Consider the following 15,249-nt stretch of genomic DNA (forward strand, 5'->3'; position numbering starts at 1 on the left):
CCCCCAGGACTGTGCAGGCTGCTGCTGACCCCGCCCGCCTACGAGCCGTCCGCCGCCGGGCCCTCGGCGCGAGCGCGCGGTAGGCGTACGATGACTGGCCGTCAGGTGCTGCTGGACGAGTCGGCCGGGGACGGGTTGATGCTGACGTGGATCGAGGCTGTGGCGTCCGGTGCGGGCGGTGGATTGATCGCTGAAGCGGTCGTCACCTACGGACGGTTGCGCAGCTGGCAACAGGCACGGCACGCGGCGCGGGCGGACGCGGCCCCGCTTCCGCCGCTCGGCAGGTTCGTCGACCCCCTCGCGGACACGCTCGCCGCACTCGCGCGGGTGGCCCTGGGCGGCGCGGCCGGCTGGCTGCTGCACACCGAAGTCACCGGCGTGTACGCAGCGGTGACCGTCGGTGCCTCCGCACCGGCCCTGCTGGCCCAGATCGGCCGGGCGACCACCCCGGCCGAGGCGCAGCGCAACCCCGGCGGAGCGGCGCCGGAGGCCCCTGCGGCGTCGGCGGCCCACCCGGGGACGGCACCCGTGGGCGGGGAGGCGTCGTGACGGCCGGTTCGATCGTCCGGCGCTCCTGGCGCTCGTTCACCTACGCGGCCGCCCGCCGCCCCCCGGCCGGGGCCCGCGCCCGCGAGGGGTACACGCTGTGGCAGCGGTTCCGGGCGTCGTTCACCGGGGTGGACCTGCCCTGCGGCCCTCCGGGAGGTGACCCCGTCCGCACCCGGGAACCGGCCGCGAACCGGCCGCCGACGGCGGTCGTGCGGGACGGGTCGCGTCCCTCCTCGCCCGGCCCGGGATGGTTCCCCCTCCCGCGGCTTCCCCGCACCGGCGGCCTGGCCGCGGCGGGAGGCGACGCCGTGCTGCTGGAGGCGTCCTCCCCGGACGGCACCGCCCGGTTCCTGGTGCGCGGTCACGGGGAACCCGCCCGTGAGTACAGCCTGGAACTGGTCGTGCTCGGCGTCGAGGACACCGTGCCGTTGATGACGGTGGTCAGGTACGCGGGCGCGACCGGCGCGGAACGGGTGCTGCTCGTTCCCGTGGTGCAGGGGCGTTTCGGCCCCGCAGCCGCCTATGTGCGGCTCCCGGACTTCGCGGGGGAGGGCTGGACGGCCTCCGCGCCGGCCCCGGTGGGTCCGGGCAGCGGCTGGGACGCCGAGGCGGTCGCGGCATCGGTCGGCGCCGCGCTCAACGGCGCGACCCGCGAGGCCTGGCGCGAGGTGCGGGCGCTGCTCTCGGACGCCGGTCTTCGTCGCGTCATCGACGAGCACCTGCGGTGACCGGGGCGGCGGAGCCGGGACAGCGCGCCGGTGGGCGGCCGGGCGCCGCCCCGGAGGCCGCGCCGGGACGCCGAACCGGCCGGCGCCGGCCGGGGATCGGGGGCCCCGCGGCCCGGACTGCGGTCGGGCACGTCCTGGAGCGGGCATCCGGGCCGCAGAGCGCCGTCCGGGAACTGCTCGGTGAGCCGGCGCTGTGGTGGAACTGCTGCGGCGAGGCACTGCGCGACGACCCGGCGTGGCTTGCCGGCCGCGACTGTGAGGAACTGCGCGGCTGGCTCAGGGCGACCGCCCCGGACCGGGACCACGAACCCGCGACGACCGCACGGGTCGAGCACCCCCTGCTCCTGGCCAGGGCGTTGACCGTGCCGGGGGAGGACACCGGCGAGCAGGACGGCGCCCTGCTGCGGCTGCTCGGGGCCTGGGAGAACAGCGGGCTGCTCTGCCCCGGGACGGCGAGCGGACCGCCACAGCCCGCCGGCAAGGACCTCGCCGTCCTCTCCCCGCGACTCGCCGGCGCAACCGACGCGCTGCTGCAGCGGATCCAGCGGCTGCGCCCCGCCGAGGCCGCGGGCGGGCCGTCATCGGCCGCCGCCGCACTGCTCGTGATCGCCGCCCTCATGATGGCCGGCCTCGCACCGCGCAGGCGTCCGGTCGTTCGGGTCCCGGTGGTCTTCGGCCGCTCGTCCCGGCCGGGCGCGGGGGCGCCGGCCGCCGAGGGCGCCACCGGTGTCCTGGAACTGCGCGAGTTCGCCGCGGGACCCGCGGGCCTGTACCCCGACCCCCGCACGATGGACGGGGTGCGCAGCGGCAACGGCCAGTTCGCCGCGGCGCTGGGTGACGCCTGGCGCCTCGCGGGCCCGCAGCGCGAGGGCCGCTGCGTGGTCTGGCGGATCGTCCTGTCCGACGAGCCCGCCGCCCCGGACCGGATCGAGGGCCCCTCGCTCGGCGCCGCCTTCGCGCTCGGGCTCCGGGCCCTGCTGCGCCGCCGCCCCGGCGTGGCCCGGCTCCGCGACGTTTTCTACGGGCTGCGCCCGCGCACCGCGGTGACCGGCGCCCTCGACGCGGACGGCCGGCTGCTCAGGGTCGCCGGGCTCGACGCGAAGCTGCTCGCCGTCCGCCGCAAGGGCTTCCGGTTGGTGGCGCCCGAGGCGAACCGGCTGGAGGTCTCCGCGGCCGCCCCCCGTCCCGGCGAGGTGCGGTTCGCGGCCACTCTGCGAGAAGCCGACCGCCACGCCCGGCAGTTCCGCACCGGCCGGGTCGCCGTCTCGGCGCTCGTCCTCGCCGCGGTGACGGCCGGAGTGTTCGCGCTGCACCAGCGTGACCTGGCGGCGGTGCGCCAGCAGAGTGCGCTGGCCAGTCAGGTCGCGGGGCGGGCCGACCAGGTGCGCGCCACCGACTCCTCGCTCGCCGCGCGGATGGACGTCGCTGCGTACCGCCTGGTCCCCACCGGCGATCGCCACACCCGCCTGGTCGAGGACGCGAACCAGCCGCTGTCCACCGTCCTGAGCGACTTCTCCGGCAGCGTCCACACGGTGGCGTTCAGCCCCGACGGGCGCACCCTCGCCACCGTCGCCACCGCCGAGCCGACCACGCGCACCCTGCGTCTTTGGGACATGGCGGACCGCGCGCACCCCGTCCCGCTCGGCGAACCGGTGCGGGTCCTGTCCAGTACCGGCACGGTGGCGTTCAGCCCGGACGGGCGCACCCTCGCGACCGCAGGCGTCAGCACCAACAACTCGGTGCAACTGTGGGACGTGACGGACCGGACCCGCCCGCGCCGGCTCGGCGCGCCGCTGCCCGACACCCCCATGGGCCCGCTGCGCTTCAGCCCTGACGGGCGGATCCTCGCCACCGGCAGCAAGCACGTCGAGGACGAGCAGTTGTGGGACGTGACGGACCCCGCGCACCCGGGGCGGCAGGGCCCGCCCCTCCCGCACACGACGGCCGTCAACACCGTGGCGTTCAGCCCGGACGGCCGCACCCTCGCCACCTCCTCCGTGGAGGACGGGGTACGGCTGTGGAACCTCGCGGACCCGGCCCGCGCGACGCCGCTCGGCAGGATCTGGGACAGCGTCGGCTCACTGACGTTCGGCCCGGACGGCCGCACCCTCGCCGTCACCGACCGCGGCAGCGTACAACTGCTGGATGTGGCCGACCCGGCCCATGTCGTCGCGGTCGGCGGCGCCCTGACCGGCTCCGCCAGAGCCAGGGGTCCGGCGGTGTTCAGCCCGGACGGCCGCCTGCTCGCCGCCGCCTTCGCGGACCACACCGTCCGGCTGTGGAACACCGCGAACCCCGGCCTCCCGACGTCCCTCGCCCCGCCGATGGCCGGTCACACCGACACCGTCTCCTCGATGGCGTTCGGCCCGGACGGTCGTACCCTCGCCACCTCCTCCGCCGACCACACCGTGCGGCTGTGGCACCTGCCGGCTGCCGTGCTGAGCGACCACACCGACCTCGTCACGGAGATGCGGCTCGGGGCCGGCGGCCGGCTCCTCGTCACTGCCTCCGTCGACCGGACGGTGCGGCTGTGGAACACCGCCGATCCGGCGCGTCCGCTGCCGCTCGGCCGGGTGGAGGGCTTCACGGACCCGGTCGGCTCGGTCGCGCTCAGCCCTGACGGCCGCACGCTGGTCACCGCGATCTTCTCCGAGAACCGGGTGGTCCTGTGGAACGTGGCCGACCCGACCCGACCCGCCGCGGTCGGGCAGATCGCGCGCTTCCCCACCGGCGTCACCGTGGTGGAGTTCAGCCCCGACGGGCGCACCCTCGCCACCGTTACCTCCAGCGGCATCGTCGGCGCGGAGAAGAGCGTGCGGCTGTGGGACGTCTCGGACCCGGCCCGCCCCCGCCAGCGGGCCCTGCTGCCCAGCGGCGCGGTCAGCGTGGGCGGCACCGTGGCGTTCAGCCCCGACGGACGGACCCTCGCCGCCTCCGGCAGCTATGCCGGCGAGACGACGCAGCTGTGGGACGTGACCGACCCGGACCGTCCGGCCCCCTCCGGCCCGGCACTTGCCAAGGGCTTCCGGTCGATGTCGTTCAGCCCGGACGGCCGGACCCTCGTCACGGTCACCGACACGGGCCACACCGACACCCCCGGTGACGGCGCGATCGAGCTCTGGGACGTCTCCGACCGCACCCGCCCGACCCTCCTCGGCCCACCGCTCGCCGGCTACACCGGCCGCCGTGTCCGGGCGGTGGCCTTCAGTCCCGACGGCCGGGCCCTTGCCACCGCCGGAGCCCAGGTGCGCCTGTGGGACGTCACGAACCCGGCTCACCCTGCCGCGATCGGTCGGACCCTTGCCATCAGCACCGAGGAGATCACCTCCCTGGCGTTCACCCCGGACGGCCGGACGGTCGTCACCGGCGGCTACGACCACCTCGTCCGGCTGTGGCCGTGGGGAGCCGAGCAGTCGGTCGAGCGGGTCTGCGCGAACACCGGCACCCCGACGCCCGCGCAGTGGCAGCGATACCTCTCCGCGCTGCCCTACCGGGACGGCTGCGGCTGACGGCGCACCACCCTCCCGTCCCCGGCCGGCCGGGTCCGTTCGCCGGCCCGGCGGGGCACGCGGGTGTTCGCGGCCGGGGGAGCCTCGTCCGCTACGCCCCGGCGGACTCCGGCACCGGGGCCGTCGGGGCGTCCGGAGCCCGGCGGGCCGGGGGTGGGGTGGAGTTCGGCCGGGTGTGCCGCACGCCTGCGCCGCCGCCCGGCGCCGTCATCAGCGCGCGCAGCTGACCGAGGGGATCCGGGCCGCAGATCCGGACCACCACCGTCTGCGCGCCCGCCTCGCCGAGCTCCTGGAGCGCTGCCGCGGCCTCGGCCGCCGTGCCCCCGGCCGCGAAGGTCGCGGCCTCGTCGCGCCCCAGCCACCGCGCGTGCCCGGCGACGGCCTCCCGCAGGGCGGCGGCCGCCGCGTCCCCCACGCCGAGGAAAGTGAACACGGTGACCGTGTGGTCCGGGCCCGCGCCGCCGCGCTCGGCCGCGGCGCGGACCGCGCCGAGGTCCTCCGGGCCGTGGCCCTCGGCCACGAGCGTGCCCTGCGCGGCCCGGCCGGCCAGCTCCAGGGACTTGGGCGAGACGACGCCCGCGATCACCGGGGGAATCGCGTCCGGCGCGGGCGGGTGGACCAACTGCACTCCGTCGAGCTGCAGTTCACGTCCGTCCACGGTGACGCGCTCGCCGCGCAGCAGGCCCCGCACCGCGGTGAGGGCCTCCTCCAGCAGCGCCAGCGGTGAGCGCGGCGCCACGCCGGCCTGACGCATCCACTCCCGCACGCCGTGGCCGATCCCGGCCACCAGCCGGCCGGGGAAGACCCGGGCCAGGGTGGCCACCTCCATCGCCAGCAGCGCGGGACTGCGCAGCGGTGCCGGTGCGATCCCGATGCCGACCCGCAGCCGCTCGCTCGCCCCGAGCGCCACCGCCGCCGCCGAGACCCCGCCGTTCCACCCCAGGTCCTCGACGACCCACAGGTCGTCCACCCCCAGTGCCTCGGCCTCCCGCGCGAAGGCGGGCAGCCCGGCGGGGTCCCAGGAACGGTCGAACATCACACCCATGCGAAAGGCCGTCATGACCGGCCAACCTACCTCCCTCGCGCACCACCGGTCGCAGGGGTCGGTCCGCAGCCCTCGAACGCGCCCCGCGACGCGAGCGCGTCGAGCCGTTCCAGTGCCGCCGGCGCGGACGGCGAGGGGTGGGCGGGGAGGTGGGCCCTGGTCGGTCCGGGTCCGCGGCCGAGGAGGGGCTCGATCCCGATCGAGCACGCGGCGTCGAAGCCGGCCCCCTTCGCGTCCCGGACGAGGAGGGCGTCGCCGAGGTCGCCGCCGGTGAAGAGCCGGACGCAGCAGGGTTGCATCAGCTCGCCGTCGCCGTCGCCGTCGCCGTCGCCGTCGCCGTCGCCGTCGCCGTCGCCGTCGCCCTGAGCGCGCACGCGCCCCGCGTCCGCAGCCCGGGGTGTCGGCGCGGCCGACTTGCCCGTGCGTGCAGTGGTCCTTCGTCTGCGTGCACGGGTTCCGCCCGCCGCTGTCCCGGGCGGGGCCGGCGAGGGCCGCCGGGGGCCCGGCGTCGGTGCGACCGGCCCGCCGTGCAAGGCGGCCGGCCGGCGGGCGGGGCTGCGGTGAACGCGGCTCCCGGGCCCTCCTCCGGTGGCATGATGCGGCTCGCACGGGCCCGGACCTGCGGGCCGACGAGGGTGAGGAGCGGAGCAGCGTGTCGTTGGAGACGTCGGGGGCGGCGCCCGCAGACGGGGCCGCGCACTACACGACCGAGGGGCTGCCGGTGTCGGGCCGGCGGGCGTACTGGCGTGAGGCGCTCTCGCGGACGTTCGGATCGGTGGACATGAAGGTGCCCGAGGAGGTCCGGCACGGCTCGATACGCACCTCGCTGCTGGGCCCGCTCCAGGTCGTCACCGTGGAGGGGGATCCCCATCGGGCGCAGCGGACCCGGCGGCTCATCGCGGGCAGTGACAACGAGGAGTTCGTGGTCGTCAAGTTCCTCAGCCGGGGTGCCGTGCGCGTCGAGCAGGACGCCCGGGACGCCTGCCTGGAGGCCGGCCGGCTCTTCGTGTACGACATGGCGCGGCCGGTCCGGCTGACCGTGCCCGAGCGGTTCCGCACCGAGTCCCTGGTACTGCCCCGCCGGGCGCTGGGGCTGGGCGAGTCCGAGCTGCGGCGGATCACTGCGCGGCCGCTCGGCGCCGACTCGCCGCTCGGCCGGCTGGTTCCGCCGCTCCTGTCCCACCTCGCCGACACGGCGGACGCCTACCGGCCGCAGGTGGGGGCGTCGGTCGCCCGCCACGCGGTGAACCTGATCCGGACGCTCGCCGACGAGCACCTCGGCGTCGATCCGCGGGACACGCCCGACGCCCCCCCGGGCGACCCTGCTGCGGATCCAGGCCCACATCGGCGAGCACCTGACCGACCGGGAGCTCACCCCGGAGGCCATCGCCCGCCACCACCACATGTCCGTGCGGTACCTGCACAAGCTCTTCGAACGGGAGGGGCTCACCGTCCGCCGCTGGATCCAGCAGCGGCGCCTGGAACAGTGCCGTCGCGCCCTGGGCGGCCGGCAGGAGCGGGGCAGCAGCATCGCGGCCGTGGCCCACCACTGGGGCTTCGCCAACGCCTCGCACTTCAGCCGCTCCTTCAAGGCCGCCTACGGCCTCTCGCCGCGCGAGTGGCGCGACTCGGAATCGCGGACGCCGGCGCAGCTGCCGCAGAGGTGAATCGGCGTCAATTCCGCTCCATGATCACCCGCTTGTCGGGACTGCCCTAGGCTTCGGCCCACGAAGGCGGATCATCGCCTGAACGATGAGAGCGGGAATGACAGCAACAAGTGAAGAGATGAACGGCGCCGCACGCGGGCCGGGCCGGCGGTGGGCGGTGCGGGTCGCCGCGCTGGCCCTGGGGACCGGCAGCTGCTCGATGCTGGCGGCTCCGGCGGCGTACCCGCAGGCCGGGGACGGCTCGGTGACGGTGCGGGTGGTGCGGGCGGTCGGCACCACCGGAGTGTGGAGCCCGGTGCTGGAACCGGGCATCGGCGGGGTCACGGTGACCCTCACCGGCGACGACGGGGCCGGGACCAGCGGAGTGACGGCCGCCGACGGCACGGTCACCCTGACGCCGGGCCCGGCCCGGTCCGCCGGCGGCAGGTACCGGGTGCAGGTGGTGAACCCGAAGCCGGGTGTGCTGTTCCCGGCGTTCGCGTCGCGGGAGGGCCCGGACGGTGGACCCGACCGGCTGAGCAGCAACGAGGAGTTCGTGGACCTCGGCGGCGGCCGGAACGTCGCCCTCACCACGGGCCTGTGGAACCCCGGCGACTACTGCCAGAAGAACGCGCCGCTGGTCACGGCCTGCCAGCCCGCGACGAACGAGACGAAGAACCCGCGCACGCTGGTGACGTTCCCCTACGGCGCGCGCGGCGAGAACACGGACACGACCGACCTCTCCACGAACGCCGAGACCGGCACCGTCTACGGCATCGGGTGGAGCAAGCCCGGGAAGCGGCTGTTCAGTTCGGCGCTGGCCAAGCGGGACACGGCGTACGGCCCCGGCGGTGCCGGCGCGGTCTACGTCACGGACGTCACGGGCAGGACGACGTCGCTGTTCACCACCGTCCCGGACGCCGGGGCGTCGGTGCACGGCGTCGGCGCCGCCGACGACGCCTTCCTCGCGGCGCCGGGCAAGGAGAGCCTCGGCGCCCTGAAGGTCTCCGAGGACGGCCGCGACCTGTTCGTGGTCAACCTCAACAACCGCCGGCTGTACCGCTACGACGCCACCGCGGCGACCGCGGCGGCACCGGAGGCCTCCTACGCCGTGCCGGACCCGGGCTGCCCCTCGCCGGTGGACTGGCGTCCGTTCGGCCTGGGCATGCAGGACGGCGTCGGCTACCTCGGCGGTGTCTGTTCGGGCGAGTCGACCGGGAAGGTCTCGGACCTGCGCGCGGTCGTCCTGCCCTTCGACCCGGCGACCGGGGCCTTCGGCCCGGCGGTGCTGGACCAGCCGCTCGACCACCCCCGCGAGATCAGCGCCAAGGGCCTCTGCCCGGGGGCGGGCTGGTTCCCGTGGACGGACACCATCCCCGCCGAGCAGAACGGCAAGGCCTGCACCGGCACCGGCTTCTACGCCAACCCCGAGCCCGAGCTGGCCGAGATCGCCTTCGAGACCGACGGCTCCATGCTGCTGGCCTTCCGCGACCGGCACACCGACAAGGCGACGGCGTTCCCGCGCACCGGGGACCCCACGACCTACCACAGCTTCGCCTCCGGGGGTGACCTGAACAAGGCGTGCCGCTCCGAGGGCGGGTACGTGATGGACACCAACCTCGGCTGCGGGTCGACCACGCGCGGGACCAGGTTCTTCAGCGTGGGCACCTTCCAGGGCTACCACCCGAACGCGGCCTACGCGGGCATGGCGCTGTCGAAGGTGGAGGACTCCGTCGCGATCTCGGCGGTGGACCCGACCGACACGGCGTGGGTCGTCGGCACGATGTTCACCAAGCGTGACGGGACCAGGGCCGCCGGTTCCGGCCTCGGCCTGAACACCTCGACCGCCAGGCCCGCCTTCGGCAAGGGCGCCTCGATGGGCGACCTGGAGGTGCTCTGCGACCAGGCGCCGCTGCAGATCGGCAACCGGGTCTGGTACGACGCCGAGCGCCGGGGCGTGCAGAGCCCGAGCCAGCTGCCGGTGCCCGGTGCCACCGTCAACCTCTACGACGAGTCCGGCAAGCCGGTCGCCTCGACGAGGACGACCGCGCGCGGTGAGTACTACTTCGACGACTCGAACGTGCCCGGAGGCCTGAAGCCGAGGACCACGTACACGATCCGGATGGACAACCCGGCGGACTACGCGCCGGGCGGGCCGCTGTACCGGTGGGTGCCGACCGAGGCGGGCGTCGGGGACAACCGCTTCGTGGACTCCAAGGGCATCGTCCCGCCGGGCGCTCGCTACCCGGAACGGACGCTGACCACCGGCGGGCCGGGCGAGAACGACCACACCCTCGACCTCGGCTTCCGCCGGCAGGAGGGCGCGGTACGCCTGGTCAAGCACGATCAGGACGGAAAGCCGCTGGCCGGGGCGGAGTTCGCGCTGTGGCGGGAGACGAACGGCACCGACGGGGCGCAGACCTCCGGGACGGCGCCCGACACCCGGGTCGGTGACCCCTGCACGACCGGGGCCGACGGCGTCTGCACGGCCACGGTCGAACCGGGGACGTACTACTGGCAGGAGGTCGGCCCGCCCCGGGGCTACGCGGCTCCGGACGATCCGGTGTCCGGTCCGCTGGTGCTGGACTCCGGGAACCTCGACGCCGGGGTGTCGGTGACCGTGGTCAACCGGCTGCTGCCCGTGCCCACGCCGACGGCGGCCCCGACGCCGACGCCGACGCCGACGGAAGCGCCGGCGACGCCGACGACGCCGGCACCGGTGGCGGCGACGACCCCGGCGCCACCGGCGGCACCGGCCGCGGCGGTGACCCCGGTGGCGCCGACGACGCCGGGCGCACCGCGTGCACCGGGGGCGCCCACCGCCGCGCCCGGCGCGCACCTCGCCAGTACCGGCCAGGACCAGGTCGTCCCGCTGGCCGTCGCGTCGGTGGCCTGCGTCGCCCTCGGCTGGGCCCTCGTGGAGCTCCGCCGGCGCAGGGCGCGGAACCGCTAGCCGGGCCGCCCTCGGGACGTCCAGTGGCGTCCCGAGGGCGTCCGGAGGTCGTCCGGAAGCGTCCGGGAGTGTCCGAGGCGGGGCCCGACCCGTTGTTCCGCACCGCGCCGGCTGCTGAGGTTCGGGGTGTTCCCGGGGCCGATCCCGGGGCGGAACCGACTGTTCGGAGGAGCACCATGCGATTCACCAGGACCGGCAAGCGCGTCGTCGCCGCCGCGATCGCCACCGTGGCGACGGGCGTGATCGGGATCGGGACCGCGTCGGCGTCCCAGACCGCCGAGGGGCAGTGGGCCTTCGGTACCGGCGGCTGCGTGGCGATCGAGGACATCCAGCTCATGAGCGACCACCACGACTACATGAGGATCATCCCGACCGCCAATCCCGGCCACTGTCTGTTCGGCGTGTTCGACCGCAACGCCTGGAAGTGGCTGGGCCCCGCGGGTGCGACCCCCAGCAGCAACCCGTCCCAGTGGTGGTACGACGGGCCGGGCCAGAGCCTGGAGGCGTGCCTGATCGACACGGCCAACAACAACACCTGGGCGTGCGGCCCGATCAACTGAGCCGGAGCACGGTGCGACGAGCGTGGGGGGAGCGGGCCCTCGCGGCCCCTCCCGCCGCTCGGCCCGGTGACCCGGTTCCCGCCCCGGCCGGTTCCGCGGCCGGGGCCCGACCTCGCGACAGGAGGAGTACGGTGCGCATCATCACCACCGCCGGGCTTTCGGCGGCCGTCGCCCTCGCCGTGGCCGCCCTCGGCCCGGGCGCCACGACCTCGGCCCGGGCCGTCCCGATCGGCGGCGGCACGACCGTCGTCAACGGCGGATGCTCGGTGCGTCTGACGCTCACGGGCGGCGGCGTCATCGTCCGGTCGACCGTCGACAACGACACGTGCACCCTCACCGTCATCGACGCGACCACCTCGACCCGGTACGTCTCGGGCCCCCTGGGCAACGGCGTCCAGGTGGTCGTGGTGGGGACGGGCGACGAGCTGACCGGGTGTCTGCTGAGCCGCACGACCGGCCGGCAGGTGTGCGTCCCGGTCACCTGAACCCGGGGCCGGGACAGACAGGACCGGGACGGCCCGGCCCGGGACACCGCCCGGTCATCGCGACAGCCCGGTCCGGGACACCGCCCGGTCACCGCGACAGCGCGTCGAGCAGGGCCCGGGCCTCGTCCGCCTCCGGCACGCCGAGGGCGGTGTGGATCCCGACCGCCTGCCGGGCGTGCGCGCGGGCGGCGTCGGGCTCGCCCAGACGCCGGTGCGCGCGCGCCAGCCCGAGGTGGATGCGGCCCAGGTTGTACCGCTCACCGGTGTGCGGCAGGAACTCGAACGCGGCCCGGTAGTGCCGCAGGGCGCTCGCCGGAGCGTCCATGGCCAGCAGGGCGTCGCCGAGCAGGGTGTGCGACTCGGCCTGGCCGAAGGTGTCACCGAGGTCCCGGAGCAGCTCCAGGGCCTCCTGGTACAGGTCGAGGGCCTCCGGGTGGCGGTGCAGCTTCTGCTGGTGCTCGCCGAGCTGGTTGAGCGCGATGGCCACGCCGAGGCGGTTGCCGGCCCGCCGCTGGGACTCCAGCGCCTCGCGATGGTGCTCCAGGGCCTCCGTCATCCGTCCGAGCCCGGTCAGGACGGGGCCGAGGTTGATCAGGGCGATCGCCTCGACCGCCGGCTCGGGCAGCTCGCGGCCGAGCCGCAGCGCCCGACGCTGGTGGTCGAGGGCCTCCTCCAGACGGCCCGTCCGGGCCAGGGCGAGGCCCAGGTTGGTCAGGACGTGGGCCTCGCCGTTGCGGTCCCCGGTGCTCCGCCGGATCTCCAGGGCCCGGTGGAGGAGGTCGAGCGCCTGCGGGAGCTCGCCGAGCTGGTAGTGGACCAGCCCGAGGTGCCGCAGCGCGGCGGCCTCGCCGGCCGGCTCGCCGAGCTGCCGGGCGGCCCGCAGGGCACTGACGCCCAGCTCGCGTGCCTCGTGGGCGGGCATGCGGCGCTTGAGGTGGCGCCAGAGGATCGCCGGCAGGTCGGCCGCGTACCGCGGCAGGCCGGCGTCGGCGGCGTGCCGGGTGAGCGCCAGCAGGTTGGCCTGTTCCCGGGCGAGCCAGTCCGCCGCGTCCGCCGGGTCGGCGAGGACCAGGGGGGTGCCGGCGGGCGCGGTCGGGCGCGGTCGGTGCCGCCGTTCCAGAGGGGCCAGCAGGTCCATCGCCGAGGCGGCGGAGTGCCGGTAGTGGTCGAACAGCCGGACGAGCGCGGCGCGCCGGAGGGGCTCGGACTCCTCCCGGGCCAGCAGTTCACCGGCGAAGGCGCGCAGCAGGTCGTGGAAGGTGTACCGGAAGGCCGTGTGCTCGATCAGCAGATGGTGGTGGTGCAGCGACTCCAGGAGCTCCTCGGCCTCCTCCGGCGGTGCGTCGACCAGGGCGGCGAGGGCGTGCGGGGTGACGTCCTCGCCGGGGTGCAGCGCCGCCAGCCGGAACGCGCGCCGCTGCGCCGGGGCGAGGGAGCGGTAGGAGTCCACGAAGGCCGCCGCGACGCTCCGGTCGTGGTGGGAGAGCTCGGTCAATAACTTCTGCGGACGCCGGATCCGCCGCAGCAACTCGACGGGCGTCCAGGCGGGGTGGTGGGCCAGCCGGGCGGCGGCGATCCGCAGTGCCAGCGGCAGCCGTCCGCACAGCGTGACGATCTCGTCCACGACGGCCGCGTGGCCGGCGACCCGGTCCCGGCCGGCGACCCGGGCGAACAGCTCCACGGCCTCGTCATGGCCGAGCACGTCCAGGGAGACGCCGACGGCGCCGTCCAGCCCGGGCAGCCGCCGCCGGGAGGTCACCAGCACGAGGCAGTGCGGGCCGCCGGGGATCAGCGGACGGACCTGCTCGGTGTCGACGGCGTTGTCCAGCACGACCAGGTAGCGCCGGTCCGCCGCCCGGCTGCGCCACAGCTGGGCGCGCTCCTCGGTGGCCGACGGCAGCGCGGTCTCGCTGACGCCGACCGCCCGGAGCAGGCTCGCCAGCGCCGCGCCCGGGTCGAGCGGCCGTTGGCCGGGGGTGAAGCCGCGCAGGTCCACGAAGAGCTGGCCGTCGGGGAACCGGCCGGCGAGGGCGTGCCCGACGTGGACGGCCAGGGCGGTCTTGCCGACACCGGCCATGCCGTCGATGGCCGAGATCACCAGCGGCCGGGCCCGGGCGCCGCCCGGTCCCGCGGCCAGGGCGAGCAGGCGGTCCACCTCGCCGCGCCGTCCGGTGAAGTCCGCGACGGCGTACGGCAGCAGCCGGGGAACCGGGTGATCGGCCGGCTCCCCGCCGGGCCGCGGCTCCGGCTCCCCGCGTGCTGCGGAGAGCAACCGGTCACGGTCGGCGGCAGCCAGGCCCAGGGCCGTGGCCAGCCGCGCCACCGAGGACAGGCGGGGCCGGCGCCGCCCCGACTCCAGCACGCTGATCGCGTGGGCCGAGACGCCCGAGCGTTCCGCGAGCTCCTCCTGCGTCCACCCGGTCGAGTGCCGGAACCGGCGCAGCAGCGTTCCGAAGTCCCCCAGCATGATCGCCTCCGATGGGTGGTCATCCGCGGGCACGACGAGGGCAGGGGCGGCCGGGCGAACGGCCGGGTGCCGGGACCGCGTCCCCCGTCGTGACTCCCAGGCTGTGGCCCTGACGGGCCCCTGACAACAGATCATCATAGAACGCCAAGCGAACGCCATGGAGCGGCCGGTGGGGGTTGGCCAGGATGGTCCCCGGCGCACGCGCCGCGACCGGACGAGGGAACCGGTCGGCCGAGGGGGGATCAGATGCGGGACATCACGGGGGACCCGGACCGGTTACCGGAACAGGCTCCGGCGACCATGCCCGATCCGGGGGGAGCGACCACGCCGCAGGAGTTCGTGGACCGGCTGCGGGCGGTCAAGGCGTGGTGCGGCAACCCGTCGCTGCGCGAACTGGAGCGCCGCACCGGCCTGCCGCGCAGTACCCTCGCGGGGGACATGAGCCCGCGGCGCAGCCGTCTCCCGCCCCTGGAACGGGTGCTGGCGCTCGCCACCGCCTTCGAGGTGCCCGCCGGGGAACTCGCGCGCTGGCAGTCCGCCTGGCAGCGCATCCAGGTGCGGCAGCAGTCGGCGGAGCCGCCGGTCCCGCCCGCCGCTGCCGAGCCGCCGGTGCCTGCGCCGTCCGCTGCTGCCGGGCCGTCGCCCGCCCCCGTCCCCGTCCCCGCCCCCGTCCTCGTGCCGGAGCCGGAGCCGGCCCCGGGGCGGGCCGGGCGGGCGGACCGGCGGGCGGGACGCCTCCGCCTCGCCCGCCGGCGCCTGGTGCGGCCCGCGCTGTCGGTCAGCGGTCTGCTCGCCGCCCTGCTGGCCCTGCCCCTGACCGCCGCCCCGGTCGCCGACGGGGGAGTCCCGGTGGCCGGCGAGCGACCGGTCCCCCCGGCCGGTGCGCGGCTCCCGGACCGGTGCGGCTACCTCGGCCGGGTGAGCGACAACGTGGCCGCCTCCCCGCTCGACGCGTCCGCCACCACCGGCGAGTCACTGCCGGTCAGGAGCCCGGTGGCCGCGGGGGACACCCTGATCGTCACTCTGATCCTCGCCGGAGCCGGCACCGGCCCGATCACCGTGCGCGACACGGCCGGGAACCGGTACCGGGCCGTCCGCGACGAGACCGCCGACGGCACCCGGCTGGCGGTCTTCGCCCTGTTCGACGCCCGGCCGCTGGACGTCCTGGACCAGATCACCTTCCTCTGGCCGCGCTCGACGCACGACTACACCGCGGTCGACGAGTTCCGGAGCGTCCGCTCCACCGGCCTGCCGGAGGCGTCGGACGGGCGGCCCGTCGGCGCCCGGGGCGCGGAGCAGTGCTGACG

General features: G+C 76.1%; 12 protein-coding genes and 1 pseudogene. 9 read left to right on the plus strand and 4 right to left on the minus strand.

The annotated features are described in order from the left end of the window. Positions 1 to 90 precede the first annotated feature (90 nt). The 3 genes from ACFVVL_RS14850 to ACFVVL_RS14860 are packed head-to-tail and all read left to right on the plus strand — an operon-like array spanning position 91 to position 4,786. Positions 91 to 549, plus strand: a complete 459-nt coding sequence (locus ACFVVL_RS14850) for a hypothetical protein (protein ID WP_387675003.1) — start codon at positions 91 to 93, stop codon at positions 547 to 549. Continuing rightward, positions 546 to 1,277: a hypothetical protein gene (locus ACFVVL_RS14855; RefSeq protein ID WP_387675006.1), complete on the plus strand. Its 732-nt coding sequence runs from the start codon at positions 546 to 548 to the stop codon at positions 1,275 to 1,277. Before ACFVVL_RS14850 ends, ACFVVL_RS14855 begins: the two co-directional genes overlap by 4 nt. Beyond that, positions 1,274 to 4,786 carry a WD40 repeat domain-containing protein gene (locus tag ACFVVL_RS14860; RefSeq protein ID WP_387675009.1) on the plus strand — a complete coding sequence of 1,171 codons (3,513 nt, stop codon included), beginning with the start codon at positions 1,274 to 1,276 and terminating at the stop codon, positions 4,784 to 4,786. The genes ACFVVL_RS14855 and ACFVVL_RS14860 overlap by 4 nt, the downstream gene beginning before the upstream one ends. Positions 4,787 to 4,877: 91 nt before the next feature. On the opposite strand, the gene ACFVVL_RS14865 is transcribed toward ACFVVL_RS14860, so the two are convergent. From ACFVVL_RS14865 to ACFVVL_RS14875, 3 genes are all read right to left on the minus strand, one after another. After that, positions 4,878 to 5,846, minus strand: coding sequence for an LLM class flavin-dependent oxidoreductase (locus ACFVVL_RS14865; protein WP_387675012.1), 969 nt, complete (start codon positions 5,844 to 5,846; stop codon positions 4,878 to 4,880). An 11-nt stretch (positions 5,847 to 5,857) separates the two neighbouring features. Further along, positions 5,858 to 6,205, minus strand: coding sequence for a hypothetical protein (locus ACFVVL_RS14870; RefSeq protein WP_387675015.1), 348 nt, complete (start codon positions 6,203 to 6,205; stop codon positions 5,858 to 5,860). Between the two features lie 325 nt (positions 6,206 to 6,530). Next, positions 6,531 to 6,683, minus strand: a complete 153-nt coding sequence (locus tag ACFVVL_RS14875) for a hypothetical protein (RefSeq protein WP_387675018.1) — start codon at positions 6,681 to 6,683, stop codon at positions 6,531 to 6,533. Here ACFVVL_RS14875 and ACFVVL_RS14880 point away from each other — a divergent pair. The 5 genes and pseudogenes from ACFVVL_RS14880 to ACFVVL_RS14900 form a co-directional block, all read left to right on the plus strand. Next, positions 6,613 to 7,035: pseudogene (locus tag ACFVVL_RS14880) on the plus strand (AraC family transcriptional regulator); the annotation flags it as partial. The gene ACFVVL_RS14875 and the pseudogene ACFVVL_RS14880 overlap by 71 nt on opposite strands. A 205-nt stretch (positions 7,036 to 7,240) precedes the next feature. After that, complete coding sequence (locus tag ACFVVL_RS14885; RefSeq protein WP_387675021.1) at positions 7,241 to 7,498, plus strand: helix-turn-helix domain-containing protein; 258 nt, start codon at positions 7,241 to 7,243, stop codon at positions 7,496 to 7,498. A gap of 118 nt (positions 7,499 to 7,616) precedes the next feature. Continuing rightward, entirely contained in the window at positions 7,617 to 10,430 is a 2,814-nt protein-coding gene (locus tag ACFVVL_RS14890; RefSeq protein ID WP_387675024.1) for an SdrD B-like domain-containing protein, read from the plus strand. 176 nt (positions 10,431 to 10,606) lie between these two features. Next, on the plus strand, positions 10,607 to 10,990 hold the full coding sequence (locus ACFVVL_RS14895) for a hypothetical protein (protein WP_387675026.1): 384 nt from the start codon (positions 10,607 to 10,609) through the stop codon (positions 10,988 to 10,990). 131 nt (positions 10,991 to 11,121) lie between these two features. Then, the gene (locus tag ACFVVL_RS14900; RefSeq protein ID WP_387675029.1) at positions 11,122 to 11,475 is read left to right on the plus strand and encodes a hypothetical protein; all 354 of its coding nucleotides are present in this window, start codon (positions 11,122 to 11,124) and stop codon (positions 11,473 to 11,475) included. Between the two features lie 88 nt (positions 11,476 to 11,563). On the opposite strand, the gene ACFVVL_RS14905 is transcribed toward ACFVVL_RS14900, so the two are convergent. Beyond that, entirely contained in the window at positions 11,564 to 13,942 is a 2,379-nt protein-coding gene (locus ACFVVL_RS14905) for an ATP-binding protein (protein WP_387675032.1), read from the minus strand. Between the two features lie 300 nt (positions 13,943 to 14,242). Between ACFVVL_RS14905 and ACFVVL_RS14910 the strand changes: the two genes are divergently transcribed. Further along, complete coding sequence (locus ACFVVL_RS14910) at positions 14,243 to 15,247, plus strand: helix-turn-helix domain-containing protein (RefSeq protein ID WP_387675035.1); 1,005 nt, start codon at positions 14,243 to 14,245, stop codon at positions 15,245 to 15,247. The last annotated feature ends 2 nt before the right edge of the window (positions 15,248 to 15,249 follow it).

Source organism: Kitasatospora sp. NPDC058115 (genome assembly GCF_042884635.1).
In the GTDB taxonomy this organism is placed as follows: Bacteria; Actinomycetota; Actinomycetes; order Streptomycetales; family Streptomycetaceae; genus Kitasatospora.